This window comes from Vibrio cidicii (genome assembly GCF_009665415.1).
GTDB lineage: Bacteria > Pseudomonadota > Gammaproteobacteria > Enterobacterales > Vibrionaceae > Vibrio > Vibrio cidicii.
On record NZ_CP035921.1, the window covers coordinates 448,740 to 467,534 of the forward strand.

Sequence of the window (18,795 nt, forward strand, 5' to 3'; positions counted from 1 at the left end):
TTCCGAGTATATTGTTTGTCCACTGATCTATTTTGAAATAAACAAAGATCATCGAGAACAAGACGATTAATTAGCAACCACTAAATAACTTATGACAAAAATAATCGCGTACTGTGACGTTAAACAGAGGTACCTTTATCATCCCCATTCTGCTTTGACAAATTGAATCTTAATTAAATATTTCTTACTCGGTCACTGATTTCTACAGCGCGTCAAAAACCAGCTAATCTTGTTTACCAATTGTACAAACCTTGTTTTTTCTTACCTTTCTCCGCTCAATTTCAACGACCCAAATCACAAATTTATTTCAAATTAATAAAACACTAAAACCAAAACACTAAATTTGTGTATTTTTCGATAAAGGTTACAAGCTTATAAATTTCCGTTGCTAACAAAAGCACTAATAAGATTAGGATCACTAAAATTTAATATTAATTACGTATATTGCACGCCGTAACGATATAAAAATCACAAAGAAAGGATCCCTTATGAAGTTCTCCAAATCCCTGTTGGTGTTGTCCGTCGGTATTGCTCTGACGGGATGTGGCTCAGACAAAGACAAAGACGTCACCTGTGCCACCGCAACTTCTTGCACCAAATTTACGGTGCTGCACACCAATGACCATCACGGCCGTTTCTGGGAAAACAGCAACGGTGAATATGGTATGGCAGCGCGTAAGACCCTGATTGATTCGATCCGCGCAGAAGTATCGAGCAATGGTGGTACCTCAATTTTGCTCTCTGGTGGTGACATTAACACGGGTGTTCCAGAGTCCGACATGCAAGACGCAGAACCTGATTTTATCGGCATGAATCTACTCGGCTATGATGCCATGGCGGTCGGCAACCACGAGTTTGATAACGAACTTAGCGTGTTGGATAAGCAAGCAAAACTGGCTGACTTCCCAATGTTGGCGGCCAACATCTACAAAAAAGACGCCGATGGTAAAGTCACGAATGAGCGTTACTTCCAGCCGTATAAAGTATTTGATCTCAATGGCGTAAAAGTTGCAGTGGTTGGCCTAACCACGAAAGATACCGCGAAGCTGGTCAACCCAGACAACGTGGCGAGCATCCACTTTGCCGATCCGCAAACGGAAATCAAGAAAGTTCTCGCGGAAATCGAAGCTAACGAGAAAGTGGATCTTGTCTTTGCTACAACGCACATGGGCCACTATGCCAACGGAACACATGGTACTGAAGCACCTGGCGACGTAATGCTCGCGCGCTCGTTGGAATCCGGTCAACTGGATGCAATTATTGGTGGCCACTCACAAAACCCTGTCTGTATGGAACCGGGCACCAATCAATACGCCGACTTTAAGCCAGGCGATGCCTGTGCTCCAGATCAACAGAACGGCACTTACATCATGCAAGCACATGAGTGGGGCAAATACGTTGGTCGTGCTGACTTTGAATACTACGATGGCAAACTGCATTTAGCCAACTACGCCTTGATCCCGGTGAACCTGAAGAAGAAAGACACAGACGGCAATTATCAGTTTATTGCCGACGAAATCAAAGCTGACCCAACAGTAAAATCGCTCCTTTACCCTTATCAGAAACAAGGCCAAGCGCTACTGGATGAGAAAGTTTCAGAGACCGATGGCAAACTGATTGGTGATCGCGCTCTCGTCCGTTCACAGCAAACCAACTTAGGTCACTTGCTGGGTGAAGCTTATCGTACCTACAACTTAGTCGACGCGGATTTTGGTGTGATGAACTCTGGTGGTGTGCGCGCCTCTATCGAAGCGGGTGATATTACCTACCGCGACGTGCTGACGGTTCAGCCTTTTGGCAACTTTGTCACCAAAGCAACCATGACCGGACAAGAGGTCAAAGATTACTTGAATGTGGTGGCTACTCTAACCGCGGGTTCTGGTGGCTACGCGCAGCTCGACAACATCACCATGTCGGTAGATTGTGATGCCAAAGAAGTCACCATCACAGACATCAACAACAAGGGCTTTGATCTCAACGCGAGTTATAGCTTCTCTATCATCAGCTTCAGTGCCGCTGGCGGAGACAACTACCCTGTCATCAATGTTCAATCAACTCAAATGACCGATGCGTCGGTGCTACGTGAGTTTTTCGTTAAAAACCCATCGATCTCTGCATCTGACTATGAGAAAAATTTGAACAACGTTCAGTACTTCAGCAACGGCCAAGCGGTGAAAGGCTGTCCTGCACCAGCTAAACCGAGCGCATAAGCTTTCTACCTTTATCTCAAACCGGAGCACTGCGCTCCGGTTTTTTTTCTGCGGGTAATCTTATGAATTTGTTGTGTCTTTTCGTTAGCTGATAAAAAACCGTTTAAAGTACGATTGACGGCCGTTTCAGCGACTTCTATGTTTGATATTGTCTTTCAGTCAGCTGAATTGATTGACTCTGCGCCGTTCTATTCTTGCGCCAGAGCATGATAATTTCTGTAGAAAGAAGAGTTTGGCGTTAAAAATACTGCTCTCATACAATTTGTGTCTGTTTCAAGACCCCGAACCATGGGGACACCGCGATGTGTGCCTCGGTGAGCAGTGCGTAACGTCAGTGTGTTTGGACTGCTGCATCGAGTTCGGGAGGTCAAAAATGAAACGAATCAGCAATAGCTACAGACTACAACTTATTAAAGAAGTGGTCACTCGCAGAGAACAGCAAGCGTGTAGTGACCCTATGGCCAATTACATTCACCAACTATTAACGGAAAATCCCACCAACAAATCGGATGCCGAGACGAACCATCGTTTTTCTGGTTGCCATTTCGACGAAAATGCAGGCGGTTGGATAAGTGATCGTTGGGCAATGAAATAACCGTGGATGACAGGGAGCAATCGTGACAAATTCCCGGCTTACCAGAGAGCTTTGTCAATCTAGGCCGGGAATATAGCGTTGATGTGCTAAGTTGCGGTTAAAACAAAGGGGAGATTAAAACAGTTCTTGTTGCGGTGAAAAATCGAGATCGTCCAGCTGGGATGGTTTGACATTACCCGCCAAGCGTTTTCGCTGATAACGCTGACGACAAAGCTTGATGATATGCAGTTTCTGCGCCGAGGTGAACTTGAGCCAGTTAAAGCGCTCATCGCGATTACGCATACATCCTTTGCAATAGCCTTTATCATCCACAGTACACACGCCCACGCAGGGACTGGGTACATTGAAAAATTCGAGCTGTTCCATATACGTCCTATCTTTTGAGTTGCTTGTTCTACTCTAATCTCGACCTTCAACACCGAAGAAGTCCATTTTCCTCAAAATTTGACCTTCGCATGAACGTGCTCAAAAAAGTCGCTAGAATGATGACGTTAAACTGACAAATACACCGTGCGCTTAACTATACTTGCCCTGTTTTGCTTAGTAGGAATCACTATTATGAAGCTTAGTTCAAAAACCTTGCTCCCAGCAATCTCTCTCCCTTTGTTGCTGAGCGCTTGTGTTAGCCAAGGAAACTCCATGACCTCAATAAGCGCACAAGACCTGCAGCACCATCACTGGCAGTTAAGCCATATTGATGGAAAAGCGCTGGAGGAAAATGAAGCAACGCTCATTCCTCGCTTAGAAATTGGCGAAAATCTTACCGCCAACGGTTTTGCGGGTTGTAACCAATTTTTCGGCCAAGCCGAGCTAAAAGGAACGCAATTGCGTATCGAGAAAATGGGTATGACGATGAAAATGTGCCATGAAGAACAGATGCACATTGAACAGGTGGTATCCGGCACTCTCACTCATTGGAGTGAGGTCACTTTGACAAACAAAACCTTGACCTTAAAAAGTGCCCAGCATGAGCTAGTCTTTACTCAGCGTGACTGGGTAAACTAGCGTTCCGACTTCCTCAACAACGTCTTTTGTAAAGCAGCGTCGCGCTGCTTTTTTTGCGTTCGCTACTTTACACAAACCACTGACGCCAAACGAGGCCAAGTGTTGGCCGACGTATTAGAGGACGTAGGGCTGTCCCTAATTGTCGCCTGTCGAAATGGTCTCTGCGGATCGTGTAAATGTTAAGTTAGCCAAGGTTCGGTCATCTCCAGCAGTCAGAATTCTTAAGTGCACAAGAGATAGAGCCAGGCTTTGTATTAGCGTGTTCGTCACAAATAGAATCGGATCTTGAAGTGACACTGGGGGGACGTTAAACTTCCGCGGTTAAATATTGAGCAGCATGGTAAGGCGTTATAATTTATTTCACCAAAAATAAACGGTAACTCCATACCATGCCGAGGCTAATGCTAACGGATAAGCGGTGGCAAAAGCGACTTCAAGTAAGAGGGACAGACCTCAGTGTGGACCGCGGAGTAGTCACCTCAGTAGAAACTTTACAAATCTTCACCGTTACTGCTGATAACATTTTGATACCAGAAGAAACTCTTCTTACGGCTGCGCTTCATGGTGCCGGAACCATCATCGTGGCGATCAACATAGATGAAACCATAACGTTTACGATATTCACCTGTTCCGTACGACACACAGTCAATACAACCCCATGGTGTATAGCCCATCAAATCAACGCCATCGTGAGCAACTGCTTTCTTCATTTCCTCAATATGAGCTTTAAGATAATCAATGCGGTAGTCATCGTTGATATCACCGTTTTCTTCAACAACATCGATAGCCCCAAAACCGTTCTCTACAATAAACAAAGGCTTACTGTAACGTTCGTAAAGTTCGCACAGTGAGTAACGCAGGCCAACAGGATCAACTTGCCATCCCCAATCGGATGCTTTGACGTACGGGTTTTTCACACTACCTGTAAAGCCACTCATTGAACCTTCCGTCGACTCCTGAACATCGGCTTTTACTGCCACAGACATGTAGTAACTGAAACCGACGTAATCACAAACACCTTCTTTGAGAACCTCAAGATCACCCGGTTCCATCTTGATCTTATAGCCTTTACGCTCCCACTCTTTTAGTGTGTATCCTGGATATTCACCACGCATATGTACATCACTGAAGAAGAAACGGTTACGCATTGCTTCTTGTGCAAGCATTACGTCATCAGGGTTACATGAGTATGGATAGATTGGCACCCATGCAACCATACAACCGATTTGAAAATCAGGGTTGATTTCATGCCCCAACTTCACCACTTTGGCACTTGCCACGAACTCATGATGAACCACCTGGTACATGCACTCTTCAGGGTTCTCCTCAACGGTGTAATCTACGCCAGAGTTAGAATAGCCCCACAATGGTAAGTGAAGATCGCGCTGGTTATTGATTTCGTTAAACGTCATCCAATATTTCACTTTGTTCTTATAACGACGCATGACGGTTTCTGCGTAGTGAACAAAGAAATCAACCACTCTACGATCTTTAAAACCACCGTATTCTTTTGACAAGTGTAGCGGCATTTCAAAGTGAGACAGAGTAATCACTGGTTCAATACCGTACTTTAGAAGCTCATCAAACAGATCATCATAGTACTTCAGACCAGCTTCATTTGGCTCAACTTCATCACCCTTAGGGAAGATGCGAGGCCAATATATTGATGTACGGAAACACTTGAATCCCATCTCAGCCAATAACGCAGCATCACCCTTATAATGGTCATAAAACGCTGTCGCTTCGTGATTTGGATAATGGTATCCCTCTAGTACACCATCGGTAATTTTGCGCTGCGTGTTGACATCACCACCCGATAATACGTCAACAATACTAGGGCCTTTACCATCACGGTCCCATCCACCCTCAACTTGGTGTGCTGCTACAGCACCACCCCACAAAAAGTTTTCAGGAAAAACACTACTCATCTTACTTACCCTTAAGCCATTTGAATGACAGGCTGTCCAATTTCAATTTCTTGGTTATTGTGTTCTTGTTCAATCAGATTGAACTCATATTCATCACTGTTCATTACAATAAACGGTGTTGTTGTGTCGTAACCAGCGGCAGCGATACTTTCGAGGTCAAACTTGATTAACGGGTCACCCGTTTTTACTTGTTGGTCAACTTCAACCAGACACTCAAAAAATTTACCTTTGAGCTCAACCGTGTCTAAACCAACGTGAATCAATAGTTCTGCACCGTTTTTAGACGTCATACCCACAGCGTGTTTACTTGCGATAACCGATGAAATTACCGCATCACAAGGAGCACGGACAATACCCTCTGTTGGTTTAATCGCTACGCCATCACCCAGTAGTTTTTGAGAGAAACTTTCATCATTAACCGATTCCAGAGCGACAACCTTACCTTTCAACGGGCTAACTAATGTTGCTGCTTTTTTCATTACCGGAGAAAAATCTGCTTCAGATTGTGTGTCTGCTTTTGGTGCTTTGTCTTGTTCATTGATAGGGTCTTCAAAACCAATCACGTAAACCAATACTGTTGTCGCAACAATCGCAACACCCACACCAGCAAGCTCACCAACAAATGAAGATGGATTCGCAGGGCTGATTGCATTAACCACAGTTAACAGGCCTGGCAGACCAGCAAATGCGTAGTAGTAAGTACCAAACAGACTTGCAACAACCGCACCTAACGCGCCACCGATACAACCGCAAATGAATGGTTTTTTCAGACGTAGAGTAACACCGTATAGCGCAGGTTCTGTGATACCGAAGATAGCTGTAATACCTGCTGAGAAGCCCGTTGTTTTCATTAGGCGGTTACGAGATTTAAATGCAACAGCAAACGCAGCTGCCATTTGAGCGATTACAGCGATAGCCTGGAACGCTTGGAATGAATCGTAACCGTAATTCTCGTAGTTAGCGAACACCACAGGAGTGATGCCCCAGTGAACACCGAAAATTACGATAACCTGCCAGATACCACCGATCAATGCTGCAGCAAGCATAGGGGCTGTATCGTAAAGTGCGTTATAACCACCAGCGATAGAGCTCGCAACCAAGCTAGTTGCAGGACCAATAAGTACTAGTGTTGTTGGTACCATAATCAGCATACATGCTAATGGAGTAAACAGTTCACTAACCACAGCAGGGATAATGCGTTTTACAAATTTCTCCACATAGCTCAAAGCCCATACCATAAAGATAGGAGGTAGTACTGAAGAGGTGTATACCGTCTTAGCTAATGGAAGAGAAAGGAACGTCACCATTTCGCCGTCAGCAATTCTTGCAGCAATTGCACCCCATGATGGGTTGATCAGCGCACAGGCACATAGAACAGCGATGAACGGATTGCATTGAAAATGTTTAGAAGCTGTAATAGCGATGAACACTGGCAAGAAAGCAAATGGAGTCCATGACATAAAGTTCAGTACTTCAAATGTACCGGTACTTGAAACAGACGGGAAAAGGTAGTTTGCAAAAATAAGCGCCCCTTGCAAGATACCTGCAGCTGCAAGGATAAATACGATTGGGGCGAAAATCGCAGACATCGCAGCAATAATTGCATCTAACGTACGTACTTTTTGTTTGCCTTCTGAAAGCAAACTAGCATCAACTAGTGAAGACATTGCTTCATGTACATCGGATACGTGCGTGCCGATAACAACCTGAAATTGTCCACCACTTAATACAACTGTAATAACGCCCGGCATCTGTTTAACTTTGTCAGCAGCACCTTCCGGAGTCTCTTTTAAAACAAGGCGCAAACGCGTTGCACAACGTGAAAACTGATTGATGTTTTCCTGCCCACCAACTTCAGCAAGTATATCTTTTGCTAGTTGAGCATAATCTCTGACCGCAGCCATAAGCTTACCCTTCCATTTCCAATTAATTAATTTCACAGAAACTGAAACCGGTTTCTGTAACCGGTTTCAAAATATAGTTACCCAATAGCTTGATCAATAGATTTTCTGAATAATAGCGATTACTCTCACAAAAAGGAGGTGATATTTAACTCAAAACTGGTCATGGATCTCGTCTTAACTTCTGCTGCGGATGGTTTATTTTTGAAATCCTAGGGGTGAATAACACCCATAGAAAAATAAATTAATGTAACCGGTTACATTTTGACTAATTTCGTGTATGGTTTAAAAAGGCGTGTTGTTGATATGTTCTTTCATCATTTAAAGTTATATATATCAATGCATTAAACCATTTCAGAATAAGAAGGTGACTATGACTAACGCAGTTTTTCCAAAAGGCTTTTTGTGGGGAGGTGCAACGGCAGCAAACCAGCTTGAAGGTGCATGGAACGTAAATGGGAAAGGACCCAGTACCAGCGATATGCTTAGCGGCGGGACTCATGAAGTCGCACGCCGAATTACGCGCTCTATTGAAGAAGGTATCCACTATCCGTCTCATGAAGCGATCGATTTCTATCACCGCTTCAAAGAAGATATCGCACTGTTTGCTGAGATGGGTTTTAAAACCTTTCGCTTTTCAATTAACTGGACCCGTATTTTTCCGACAGGCATGGAATTGGAACCCAATGAAGCGGGCCTGAAATTCTATGAAAGCATCATCGATGAACTGAAGAAGTACGACATTGAACCATTAGTGACGATCTCTCACTATGAACTGCCTTTTGGTTTGACCCAAGAATACAACGGCTGGGCAGGACGTGAAGTTGTTGACTGTTACACACGCTATGCAGAAACCTTGTTCAAACGTTTTAACGGAAAAGTAAAATACTGGCTGACGTTTAATGAGATCAATATCGGTACTATGCCTATCGGTAACTTCCTTGGCCTTGGCATTCTGAATGAAGGAACGACAGATTTCGTTAACCAAGTAGATATTCCACAACTGCGCTTTCAGGCGCTACACCACCAATTTGTTGCGAGTGCAAAAACCGTCAAACTCGGCCATGAGATTAACCCAGATTTTCAAATTGGCTGCATGATTTGCTTCCTGACAACATATCCGTTTACCTGCCACCCAGCGGATGTGCAATTGGCACAAAAACACATGCAAATGCACAACTACTTCTGTGGTGATATTCAGGTTCGAGGTCAATACCCGTACTACGCGAAGCGCTACTTTGAAGAGAACGGCATCACGGTTCACATGGAAGACGACGATTTGGACATTCTGGCTCAAGGTACCGTCGACTACTACACGCTGAGTTACTATATGTCGAACTGTGTTTCTGCAAACCCTGATCAGGAAACCACTTCGGGTAACCTGATGGGTGGCATCAAAAATCCGTATGTAGAGGCGTCTGATTGGGGATGGCAAATTGACCCGGTTGGTCTGCGTTACACACTGAATGAAATCTATGCTCGCTATGAAATCCCATTAATGGTGGTTGAAAACGGCTTAGGTGCATTCGATAAAGTTGAGGAAAATGGTTCAATCAACGACACCTACCGCATTGATTACTTACGCTCTCACATTGAGCAGATGGGTGAAGCGGTTAAAGATGGAGTGGAACTATGGGGTTACACACCTTGGGGCTGTATCGACCTTGTTAGTGCTTCAACCGGTGAAATGGAAAAGCGTTATGGATTTATTTATGTCGACAAAGACAACAAGGGGCAAGGCACACTGGATCGCAAGAAAAAAGCATCGTTCGACTGGTATAAAAAAGTGATCACTTCGAATGGAGAAGAGCTGTAATACCATGAATCCAGCTACGGTTAATTAACCGTGGCCGATTAAGCAAAGTAAAACTTCAGAATGGAAAAAGCCCATCGAATCAATCCGATGGGCATTTCATTTTATCTAAAACGATTGTCGGCCAAGCACATCTTTTACTTGTGCAGAACCCACAAACTCTTCTAAAGAAGCCAGTTTGATATCAGCAATACCAAAGCGAGGATTATTTTCCTGTCCAGGCTCAGGAACACAAACCGCGGTCATTCTTGCCGCTTTCGCCGCAATCAAGCCATTAACGGAGTCTTCAATAGCCAGACAATGGTGCGGTTCTGTTGCCAATTTTTCCGCAGCGTCCAGATACACTTGTGGATGCGGCTTACCGTGGGTTAAATGCTCTGCTGATACATAAATGTCAAAGAACTTTTCTATATCAAATGCCTTAAGAACCGCTTCAATCAATCTTTGAGGTGATGAAGAAGCAAGACCAATTTTCAGGTCCGTCGTAGAAAGCCATTGTAATGAATCCAGAACGCCCGGAAGCAGTTCACCCTTAGAATTAATTTGCTCTATAACTTCATCCAAAATTGCATTTTGTAGATCAACACTACAGCTTTCATCTAAGCCACAGTAGCGAATCCAATAATTTGCAATTTCATCAATACGTAACCCCGTGCTCTGGTAGGCAAGCTGCTCCGTAATGGTCCCGCCAAATTTTGCCACGGCATTAACCTTCGCTCGGCGCCACAGCGGCTCCGAGTCAACAAGAACACCATCCATATCAAAAATGACTGTTTCAATCAAAATTTAATCCTTATACCTAAATCTAAAATTGTGAAGAGTATTGTAGGCTAGGTCATTGTCATCATTAAATAATTTCCTATCGCTCTCACTAAATACACCGAATTGTCTATTAAAACGCCTTAGACTCAACAGATGATGTTAATGATATATTCGCCCTCTTTTCGTAGCCGAATAGTAGCGTCAATACCAAAGCCATAGAGAAACTCACACTGATACCAGTCAAATACCATAAAGCAGAATTAAACACGGGAATGGTGAAGATATTCTGGAATACAAATGCCGTCATTTTTACCTGAAAATAGCCATTAATTGCACCACCGACCATACCGGCGAGTATCACAATAGGTATAGTCCGGCGGTAACGCATAATGAGTCCGTATATAATTGGTTCAGTAACACCGGCCAATAAACCGGTTAATGCAGCAGGGCCTGCAATCACTTTGTCTTCGGTTCTGCGAGCGGAAAAATAGATAGCGAACGCAATTCCCATCTGAGCAAATGTACTCGGAGCCCACATAGGAACGATAGAATCACCGGAAGCGGTTGCTGCGCTGGCAATCGCGACAGGAACAATCCCCCAGTGTAAGCCGACAACAACACACAACATCATTCCACCGCCAATAACAGCGCCGGTCAATACCGAGCTGAAAGCTTGCAAATTATCAATTGTCGCTGCAAGTAGGTGGCCTAAATACACACCTATCGGGCCGAATACCATAACAGTCAGCGGGACAATAACCATCAGACAGCTCATAGGAACCATGAATAATCGAATATTTTCAGGACATCGGTCACGAATTTGCTTTTCGAGCACGGAAAGTACGGAAACAGCAATGAAGACTGGAAAAACAGTGCATGAATAGTCAATAGCGGTAAATGGTAAACCTAAGAAATGTGAACCTTCAGCACCGATTAAACCAATAAAGCTCGGCTCAAGAAGCGTTGCCCCCACGGTTGCGCCTAGGTAACTATTTGATCCAAGACGGTGTGCTAAAGAACTTCCCAGCAATACAGGAAGAAAATAGAACACCGCATTGGAAGCTGCATATAAGGTGACATAAGTGCTGCTTTCTGTTGTCTGCCAATCCAATAAGATAAGTATGGCTAACAATGCCTTTAGCATGCCCGAACCAGCCATTACACCGATAAAGGGGACAAAGCTATCTGAAACAACATCAACCACTTTCGCCCCAACTGATAAACTCATTTTCTTTAATGTCAATTTCACCACCATTAAGCTTACGACTTATCCCGGTGTTCTGTTGTTAGCGAAATGGAATCAACAACCAGACTTTTGTAACCGGTATCATACTGAGTGATAATATATTGTAACCGGTTACATTTGATGTTATATCCATTGAACTTGTGATTGACTTAACAAATATACTTCATCAACTGGGTTAAGGCAGTTGCTAACTTCGAGCGAAAGTATCTTCCAATATATTGAACCCACCGTTTATATGTTGCTCAGTGGACCTAGCTGAAAATATGCTTTCAGTCATTGAGGTGGACGATGTAATGCTGAATAAAATGCGTGCAGCAAAGTCAATACGCCCTAAGCTAAAAAGACAAAAAGCGCCGAGGTGGCGCTTGTTGTTTTTGCGATGTGGCAGTTTTGGCGATGTGACGTTAGCTAAAGCGCAGCACTTTCAGCGCCGCTTCGCTGTCGATGTCCATGAACTCCGGCGGATTGAGCAAACGTTCGCGAAAAGTCAGTGATGGCGCTTCCTCTTGCATACCTTCAATCAAAAAATCGCTGCTCACGGAAGGCGAGTTAACACAAGCCAGCACTTCTCCCCCCTCGGCGAGTAAATCGGGTAAGCGGCGCAAGATCTTCTTGTAATCGGATGTCAGCGCAAAGCTGCCCTTTTGGAACGAAGGTGGGTCAATAATGATCAAATCGTATTGGCCTGCCTTTTTGATTTTGCCCCAAGATTTAAAAATATCATGGCCAAGGAAGAACACCTGATTGAGGTTGTGTCCATTGAGTTTATGGTTTTCACGCCCTTTGGAAAGGGAGGCTTTCGCCATATCAACGTTGACCACTTTGTCCGCCCCTCCGGCAATCGCCGCCAGCGAAAAGCCACAGGTATAGGCGAACAGGTTGAGCACATTCTTATGTTTTGCGTGCTCACGTACCCAATCACGACCAAAGCGCATGTCCAGAAACAGGCCAAAGTTTTGATTGCGTCCAATATCCAATTGATATTTCAGGCCACTTTCAACTACCACAGGACGCACATCCAGAACACCCAGCAGCACTTCTGACGGCGCGCCGTCTGCGTAACGATGTTGGATCAGCATGCATCGGCCTTGCTTCTCTCGCCAAAGGTCCGACTGTGCAAAGCGCAATAAACCCGCCCTTAGCTCAGTCAAAAAGTCTTGGTCAACTTGATGAAACAGATTGACGATCATCTGCCCTTGTAGCCAGTCACAAGTGATTTGTTCTAAGCCAACAAAACGGCGACCACGGCCGTGAAACAGACGCCGTATTTCATCAGGTACACTCGCCAATTGCGCTTCGATATGTTGAAAAAACTGCGTCAGTTGGGAAACTTGCATTGAATTCTCTTTTTTGATGGGTTGCTTGATTATTTGATGGTCGGCCACGACAACGCCCAAGGCGTCAGCCAGCTTTCAATGCCTTGTGAAACCACATCGCTATTCCATTTTTCACCTAACACAGGTTGGTGTCGCGGGTCGCAGACAAAGTGGAACGCTTCATCTTGGTAGGAAAAGCAGAGGCAAAATGCGTGTAAATAGCCTCTATCCGCCTCACTGCCTGCATTGTAAATAGCATCACCGACAATCGCGGAACCAACCGATTTGAGCGCAACGCGGATCTGGTGGGTTTTCCCCGTGTGTGGCTTACATAAAAACAGTCTTTCTCCCGGCTCTGCCGCCAGAGAGAAAAATTGAGTAATCGCAGGATTATGCTTGCTGCTGAGTAACTTCCACGCGGCGCGGCGCGACCGTTCCATATCGCCAATCACCAGCCCTTGCTTTTTCTTCGGTTTTTTAGCTCCAAGCGCTAGGTAAAATTTAGCCACATTCCGCTCAGCAAAAGCGCGTGAAAGCGCACTGGCCGCCTCTGCGTGTCGACCAAGCAATAAAATACCTGAGGTCATTTTATCGAGACGGTGGATAAGATAGAGCTGTGTGTCGCCACTTCGCTTCGCCACTTCATGCAATAACATGGTCTCACCATCATCTTTGTGTACGGAGACATTAGGATGCTTATTGATAATGAGAAAATCAGGGTGAGTAAACAGAATATCAAACATGGTAGTCAAGCAGCTTTCGGGTGGCAGCCATCATCATGGCTGGTTTCATTATGAGGGGCGAAGTATACCTTTTCTCACTCTGAATACCAGTAAGACGAGCCGCAAGAAGTAAAGCCCCTTACGGGGCTTAAAAGGTTATAAAATCGAGAAGAGGAACACAGCCATGATCGCTACCGGGCAGACGATGCGCACATACCAAGGCCAGATTTTCCAGAACAGGCCCTGAGCGATGTCTGGGTTGCCTTCTTTCAGCTCGTTGAGCAGGTTGTTGCGATTCCAGATCCAACCCACCACGATAGCCCATACCACACCGAGCAATGGCTGCATGTAAACGGTTGAAATATCAGCAACCAGACCAAACAGAGCGCCAAAGTTCAGTGAAATGACCATACTGACAATGAGGATCGCGCCACCAATGAGCCACGTCGCGGTGTTGCGCTCCATTTTCAGCTCATCTTGCGCGCAGGAGACAGGCACCTCCAGCAAAGAGATCGATGACGTTAACGCTGCAATCACCATCAGCACAAAGAAACCGATACCCAGAATTACGCCGATCCCGCCCATGGTATCAAACATTGCAGGCAGCACCGCGAACACCAAGTCACCAGAGCTCATCAACTGGCCTGCATCATTAAAAATTTGCACACCGTTGTTTTTGGCAACAAACATCGCCGGAAGAATCAGTAAGCCCGCCGCAAATGCCACGCCAGTATCAATTGCCGCGACTTGACCTGCAGTTTTGGGAATATTGACCTCTTTTTGCAGGTAAGAGCCGTACACCATCATCGAGCCCACGCCCAACGAGAGGGAGAAGAAGGCTTGCCCCATCGCATCGACCATCAAGCTTGGCGTGATATGGGAAATGTCTGGGATCAGATACATTTTTAGGCCTTCCATCGCTCCATCTTGAGTAAAGATGTACGCGATCATCACCGCGAAAAGGACGAACAGCATAGGCATTAAGCGAGTTGACCACTTTTCGATGCCATCGGCGACGCCTTTTTGCACCACAAGAATGGTTAACAGCGAGAATAGAACGGCTAAGACGACGTTACGCGCACCACCGAAGTTGACCAGCCAGTCGGCTGCGCTTTGTAAACCGACCACTTCCAATGCAGGCGCTGCGGCAAAACCCATCAACCAACCTGCCAAAATTGAGTAAAAACTGAGGATCATGGAAGCGGCGATCATGGCGATCAAACCAAACAAGCCTGCGGCTGCGCGATTTTTCGTCCAAATCGTCCGCAGTGAAGCAATCGGGTTTGATTGACCATGACGACCAATCGTCAATTCAGCCACCAGCATAGGAAATGCCAGTAGGAAAACCATCGCCAAATAGATCACTAAAAATGCTGCGCCGCCGTTGCTCGCCGCTTTGGTTGGGAACCCCCAAACATTACCCAGACCGACAGCTGAACCTGCCGCCGCCATAATAAAGCCAAGTCTCGATGAGAAATGGCCTCGATTGTTACTTGCCATAATTGTTACCGCTGTTGTGTTTGCTTTTTATCTTGTTTCGGCGTCAAACGTTGAGGTGTAATAATTTTTGTACACTCATCGAAAATATCGGCCACGTGATGAATGTGGCAAGTAAATCAGTTTGAGCATAAAATTGGAAGCCCGGCTGACATAATTTCCTACCACAACTGTAATAATCATCATTAATCGCTGATTATTTACCCACAATGCAACATTTACGACCTGCTGTTAACAATTTTTAAACATATTCATTCTGTTTGCGTGACACTGGTATCATTTGCTAGCTATTCCTAATTGGTGCGTTTGCGCTTACTATCGAAAACGAGAAAAAATGTTTAGAGATCATGATGGATAAGTTCTACCACTTTCTTACTCTGGCTAGCATCGGTTTATACTGGGTACTGGTTGCCGGGGTCACTTTGCGAGTTGTGTTGAAGCGACGAGCTGTGAGCGTCTCGCTGGCATGGCTGATGATAATCTACATCTTGCCTGTGTTGGGCATTGCCTGCTATTTCCTGTTTGGTGAGTTGAACTTAGGTCGTAAACGCGCCGAGCGAGCCAAAGAGATGTTTACTCCCTACGCCAAATGGTTCGCGCAGTTGAACGATTGCCAAGCGCACACACCAGAGGCGATGGGGCACCATATCTATCGGATAGATGAGCTGTGCAACAATCGACTTGGTTTGCCCGCTTTAGGTGGAAACTCGCTTTCGCTACAACGATCACCAGACGAGATCCTGCATTCTATTATTCGTGATATCGAAGCGGCACAAAACAGTATTCGTATGGTGTTTTACATCTGGCATCCCGGAGGTCTCGCGGATTCGGTCGCCTCTGCACTGATTCAAGCAGCCAAAAGAGGAGTGGATGTGAAACTGCTGCTCGATTCCGCAGGCAGCCCGCGCTTTTTCCGTAGCCCTTGGTACTCGATGATGAAAACCGCTGGTATTAACGTGGTTCAGGCATTGGAAGTGAGCCCTTGGCGGATATTCCTACGCCGACTCGATTTGCGCCAACATCGCAAGATCATCGTTATAGATGATGAGATTGCTTACACTGGTTCAATGAATCTGGTTGACCCTGCATTTTTCAAACAGAGCAGCGGTGTCGGACAGTGGATCGACATCATGGTGCGTATCACCGGACCAACGGTGAATGTGCTCTCAGCCATACATTGCTGGGACTGGGAGGTGGAAACTGGCTCTCGATTCCTGCCAAGCTTGCCTGAATGCCCGTTGGATGCAGAACTGCACAAGCACCCCATTCAAGTGGTTCCCTCTGGCCCGGGAATGCCTGAGTATCTTATCTATCAAGCGCTGACGCTGGCGATCAACCAAGCTAACCACTCAGTGACGATCACAACCCCTTATTTTGTACCGAGTGCCGATTTGCTCGAAACACTGAAAATGACCGCGCAAAGAGGGATTCGGGTTGAATTGATCATTCCGCACAAGAACGATTCAATGATGGTGCAATGGGCCTCGCGCGGTTTTTATACCGAGTTGATGGAAGCGGGTGTGAAAATCTATGAATTTTACGGCGGCTTACTACACACTAAATCGGTCGTCATCGATGAGCAATTCTGTCTGGTCGGTACGGTCAACCTTGATATGCGTAGTTTGTGGCTGAACTTCGAAGTCACTCTCGCGATTGAAGATCTGCAATTTACCTTGGAGATGCACCAGCTTCAGCAAGAATATAAAGCGCAGTCACACAAATTGCGACTACAGCAATGGAATGAACGCAGCCTCTATTCTCGCTTCCTTGAAAGGCTGTTCTATCTGTTTAATCCTTTGTTGTGAACGTTAGGCCAAACGCTTTTAAGAAATGCTTTTTTGTTTGGCTTGTCCCCCTTGCCAATCCCCTGCTGTCCATGTTTTAAATAGAGGATTCTTTTTTGGGACAGGGAACTGATATGTCGGAAGGCAAACAAACAAAATTCGTGACGGCGGGACGCAATAAAAAATGGACCAACGGAGTGGTAAACCCTCCAGTACAACGCGCTTCGACGGTCGTTTTTGAGAGTGTGGCGGAAAAGCATCATGCGATGGTCAATCGCGCCAACAAAACCTTGTTCTACGGACGTCGCGGTACGACAACGCACTTTGCCTTTCAAGAAGCGATGGTGGAAATTGAAGGTGGCGCGGGCTGTGCGCTTTACCCCTGTGGCACCGCAGCCATCAGTAACGCGATTCTTTCGTTCGTCGAGTCCGGCGACCATCTGTTGATGGTGGATACCTGCTATGAACCTACCCGCGACTTCTGTGACAAAATCCTTAAAAAATTCGGCGTTGAGACCACTTATTACGATCCGATGATCGGTGAAGAGATCCGTTCACTGATCAAACCGAACACCAAAGTGCTGTTTACCGAATCTCCGGGTTCTATCACCATGGAAGTACAGGACATTCCGACACTCGCGCGCATCGCTCACGAACACGGCATCATTGTCATGCTGGATAACACTTGGGCGGCAGGCGTGAATTTCTCGCCCTTTGAACATGGTGTCGATATTTCCATTCAAGCAGCAACTAAGTACATCGTTGGTCATTCTGATGTGATGTTAGGCACCGCGGTTGCCAGCGAGCAATACTGGGATCAACTGCGCGAGCAAAGCTACTTAATGGGCCAGTGCGTTTCGCCAGATGATGCTTACCTTGGCTTACGCGGGATTCGCACTTTGGATGTGCGTCTGCGCCAGCATGCGGAAAACAGCTTAAAAGTGGCCGAATGGCTAACAACGCGCCCAGAAGTCGACCATGTTCGCCACCCTGCTCTACCGAGCTGTCCGGGGCACGAATTTTTCAAGCGCGATTTCACTGGTGGTAACGGACTGTTTTCATTCGTGCTAAAAAGCAGTTGTCCAAAAGCGACCACCGCACTGTTGGATGGAATGCAACACTTTAGCATGGGCTACTCTTGGGGCGGGTTTGAAAGCTTGATCTTAGCCAATGAACCCAAGAGCTTTAACAGTCTACGCACCATCGCCAATCCCAATTTTACAGGCACGCTTATTCGCCTACATATTGGTCTGGAAGATATCAACGACCTGATTGCCGATCTACAAGCAGGGCTTGAACGCTACAACGCTGTGCTGTTAGAAAAAGAAGTTTCACTCAGTCAGTAGTCTAAAGGTAACTCGCCCTCCATTGTGGAGGGCGAGTTGTGTTAAAGGGTTTGTCTTACTCATACCGGAGTTAGTGTTGCGCTTTACAAGGACAGCCAACCACGTGATCATCGACCATGCCAACCGCCTGCATGAAGGCGTAACAAATCGTCTCTCCAACAAACTTAAAGCCACGTTTTTTCAGAAACTTGCTCATCGCTTTTGATTGTTCTGTGGAGGCAGGTACTTGCTGCATCGACGTCCACGGATTCACCACAGGTTTATGCTCGACAAACTGCCACAACGCGTTACTGAGTGAGCCAAACTCTTGTTGCAGCGCAATCGCCGCTTTTGCATTACTGAACACCGAAGCAATTTTTCCTTTGTGTCTCACCACATCAAACTGTTCAATAATTTCAGCGACACGCTCCTCGCCATACGTAGAGAGAAGCGATAAATCATAATCCTCAAATGCTTGACGATAACCTTCGCGCTTTTTTAGCACCGTAATCCAGCTCAACCCAGCTTGAGCCCCTTCTAAGGTAATAAATTCAAATAATTTTTTGTCATCATAGACAGGCTTGCCCCATTCAGCGTCATGATATTCACGCTCCAAGGGGTGGTTCATCGCCCATGCACAGGTATTCTGTTCCGTCATTCAATCATCCCTAAACAATGCGCTTTACGGTGA

General features: G+C 45.7%; 15 protein-coding genes and 1 pseudogene. 7 read left to right on the forward strand and 9 right to left on the reverse strand.

What is annotated here, in order from left to right:
- Positions 1 to 488: 488 nt before the first annotated feature.
- Complete coding sequence (gene ushA, locus EWA64_RS03050; RefSeq protein WP_061895579.1) at positions 489 to 2,210, forward strand: bifunctional UDP-sugar hydrolase/5'-nucleotidase UshA; 1,722 nt, start codon at positions 489 to 491, stop codon at positions 2,208 to 2,210.
- A 373-nt stretch (positions 2,211 to 2,583) separates the two neighbouring features.
- Entirely contained in the window at positions 2,584 to 2,805 is a 222-nt protein-coding gene (locus EWA64_RS03055) for a hypothetical protein (RefSeq protein WP_061895578.1), read from the forward strand.
- 114 nt (positions 2,806 to 2,919) lie between these two features.
- On the opposite strand, the gene EWA64_RS03060 is transcribed toward EWA64_RS03055, so the two are convergent.
- Complete coding sequence (locus EWA64_RS03060) at positions 2,920 to 3,171, reverse strand: DUF1289 domain-containing protein (protein WP_061895577.1); 252 nt, start codon at positions 3,169 to 3,171, stop codon at positions 2,920 to 2,922.
- A gap of 192 nt (positions 3,172 to 3,363) precedes the next feature.
- On the opposite strand from EWA64_RS03060, the gene EWA64_RS03065 reads away from it, so the two are divergent.
- Complete coding sequence (locus EWA64_RS03065) at positions 3,364 to 3,810, forward strand: META domain-containing protein (protein ID WP_061895576.1); 447 nt, start codon at positions 3,364 to 3,366, stop codon at positions 3,808 to 3,810.
- A gap of 66 nt (positions 3,811 to 3,876) precedes the next feature.
- Positions 3,877 to 4,121, forward strand: a pseudogene (locus tag EWA64_RS03070) (2Fe-2S iron-sulfur cluster-binding protein); the annotation flags it as partial.
- A gap of 180 nt (positions 4,122 to 4,301) precedes the next feature.
- On the opposite strand, the gene EWA64_RS03075 reads toward EWA64_RS03070, so the two are convergent.
- Together EWA64_RS03075 and EWA64_RS03080 are read right to left on the reverse strand one after the other, a co-directional pair.
- Positions 4,302 to 5,738 carry a 6-phospho-beta-glucosidase gene (locus tag EWA64_RS03075; RefSeq protein ID WP_061895575.1) on the reverse strand — a complete coding sequence of 479 codons (1,437 nt, stop codon included), beginning with the start codon at positions 5,736 to 5,738 and terminating at the stop codon, positions 4,302 to 4,304.
- An 11-nt stretch (positions 5,739 to 5,749) separates the two neighbouring features.
- On the reverse strand, positions 5,750 to 7,678 hold the full coding sequence (locus EWA64_RS03080) for a beta-glucoside-specific PTS transporter subunit IIABC (RefSeq protein WP_369435814.1): 1,929 nt from the start codon (positions 7,676 to 7,678) through the stop codon (positions 5,750 to 5,752).
- Positions 7,679 to 8,012: 334 nt separating this feature from the next.
- On the opposite strand from EWA64_RS03080, the gene EWA64_RS03085 reads away from it, so the two are divergent.
- Positions 8,013 to 9,455 carry a glycoside hydrolase family 1 protein gene (locus tag EWA64_RS03085; protein ID WP_061895574.1) on the forward strand — a complete coding sequence of 481 codons (1,443 nt, stop codon included), beginning with the start codon at positions 8,013 to 8,015 and terminating at the stop codon, positions 9,453 to 9,455.
- A 105-nt stretch (positions 9,456 to 9,560) separates the two neighbouring features.
- Here the strand turns inward: EWA64_RS03085 and hxpB are convergent, their stop codons facing one another.
- The 5 genes from hxpB to EWA64_RS03110 form a co-directional block, all read right to left on the reverse strand.
- Entirely contained in the window at positions 9,561 to 10,235 is a 675-nt protein-coding gene (gene hxpB, locus EWA64_RS03090) for a hexitol phosphatase HxpB (RefSeq protein ID WP_065860343.1), read from the reverse strand.
- Between the two features lie 109 nt (positions 10,236 to 10,344).
- The gene (locus tag EWA64_RS03095; protein ID WP_170320359.1) at positions 10,345 to 11,457 is read right to left on the reverse strand and encodes a PTS transporter subunit EIIC; all 1,113 of its coding nucleotides are present in this window, start codon (positions 11,455 to 11,457) and stop codon (positions 10,345 to 10,347) included.
- Positions 11,458 to 11,864: 407 nt separating this feature from the next.
- Positions 11,865 to 12,797 carry a class I SAM-dependent methyltransferase gene (locus EWA64_RS03100; RefSeq protein WP_061895572.1) on the reverse strand — a complete coding sequence of 311 codons (933 nt, stop codon included), beginning with the start codon at positions 12,795 to 12,797 and terminating at the stop codon, positions 11,865 to 11,867.
- A 29-nt stretch (positions 12,798 to 12,826) separates the two neighbouring features.
- Positions 12,827 to 13,519, reverse strand: coding sequence for a TIGR01621 family pseudouridine synthase (locus EWA64_RS03105; protein WP_061895571.1), 693 nt, complete (start codon positions 13,517 to 13,519; stop codon positions 12,827 to 12,829).
- A 135-nt stretch (positions 13,520 to 13,654) separates the two neighbouring features.
- Positions 13,655 to 14,998, reverse strand: coding sequence for a sodium-dependent transporter (locus tag EWA64_RS03110; protein WP_061895570.1), 1,344 nt, complete (start codon positions 14,996 to 14,998; stop codon positions 13,655 to 13,657).
- A 347-nt stretch (positions 14,999 to 15,345) separates the two neighbouring features.
- Between EWA64_RS03110 and cls the strand changes: the two genes are divergently transcribed.
- Together cls and EWA64_RS03120 are read left to right on the forward strand one after the other, a co-directional pair.
- Positions 15,346 to 16,800 (forward strand): cardiolipin synthase, encoded by a 1,455-nt coding sequence (cls, locus tag EWA64_RS03115; RefSeq protein WP_061895569.1) that lies wholly within the window; start codon positions 15,346 to 15,348, stop codon positions 16,798 to 16,800.
- A gap of 113 nt (positions 16,801 to 16,913) precedes the next feature.
- Positions 16,914 to 18,125, forward strand: a complete 1,212-nt coding sequence (locus EWA64_RS03120; RefSeq protein WP_061895568.1) for a cystathionine beta-lyase — start codon at positions 16,914 to 16,916, stop codon at positions 18,123 to 18,125.
- Between the two features lie 70 nt (positions 18,126 to 18,195).
- Here EWA64_RS03120 and EWA64_RS03125 read toward each other — a convergent pair whose 3' ends face one another.
- The gene (locus EWA64_RS03125; RefSeq protein WP_061895567.1) at positions 18,196 to 18,762 is read right to left on the reverse strand and encodes a DNA-3-methyladenine glycosylase I; all 567 of its coding nucleotides are present in this window, start codon (positions 18,760 to 18,762) and stop codon (positions 18,196 to 18,198) included.
- Positions 18,763 to 18,795: the final 33 nt, after the last annotated feature.

What these genes read in the sequence shown, in the direction of transcription:
- EWA64_RS03110 (WP_061895570.1), bottom strand. Translation starts at nt 14,998, where the DNA reads ATGGCAAGTAACAATCGAGGCCATTTCTCATCGAGACTTGGCTTTATT.
- EWA64_RS03125 (WP_061895567.1), bottom strand. Translation starts at nt 18,762, where the DNA reads ATGACGGAACAGAATACCTGTGCATGGGCGATGAACCACCCCTTGGAG.
- EWA64_RS03065 (WP_061895576.1), top strand. Translation starts at nt 3,364, where the DNA reads ATGAAGCTTAGTTCAAAAACCTTGCTCCCAGCAATCTCTCTCCCTTTG.
- ushA (WP_061895579.1), top strand. Translation starts at nt 489, where the DNA reads ATGAAGTTCTCCAAATCCCTGTTGGTGTTGTCCGTCGGTATTGCTCTG.
- EWA64_RS03060 (WP_061895577.1), bottom strand. Translation starts at nt 3,171, where the DNA reads ATGGAACAGCTCGAATTTTTCAATGTACCCAGTCCCTGCGTGGGCGTG.
- EWA64_RS03105 (WP_061895571.1), bottom strand. Translation starts at nt 13,519, where the DNA reads ATGTTTGATATTCTGTTTACTCACCCTGATTTTCTCATTATCAATAAG.
- EWA64_RS03100 (WP_061895572.1), bottom strand. Translation starts at nt 12,797, where the DNA reads ATGCAAGTTTCCCAACTGACGCAGTTTTTTCAACATATCGAAGCGCAA.
- EWA64_RS03055 (WP_061895578.1), top strand. Translation starts at nt 2,584, where the DNA reads ATGAAACGAATCAGCAATAGCTACAGACTACAACTTATTAAAGAAGTG.
- cls (WP_061895569.1), top strand. Translation starts at nt 15,346, where the DNA reads ATGGATAAGTTCTACCACTTTCTTACTCTGGCTAGCATCGGTTTATAC.
- EWA64_RS03120 (WP_061895568.1), top strand. Translation starts at nt 16,914, where the DNA reads ATGTCGGAAGGCAAACAAACAAAATTCGTGACGGCGGGACGCAATAAA.
- EWA64_RS03075 (WP_061895575.1), bottom strand. Translation starts at nt 5,738, where the DNA reads ATGAGTAGTGTTTTTCCTGAAAACTTTTTGTGGGGTGGTGCTGTAGCA.
- EWA64_RS03085 (WP_061895574.1), top strand. Translation starts at nt 8,013, where the DNA reads ATGACTAACGCAGTTTTTCCAAAAGGCTTTTTGTGGGGAGGTGCAACG.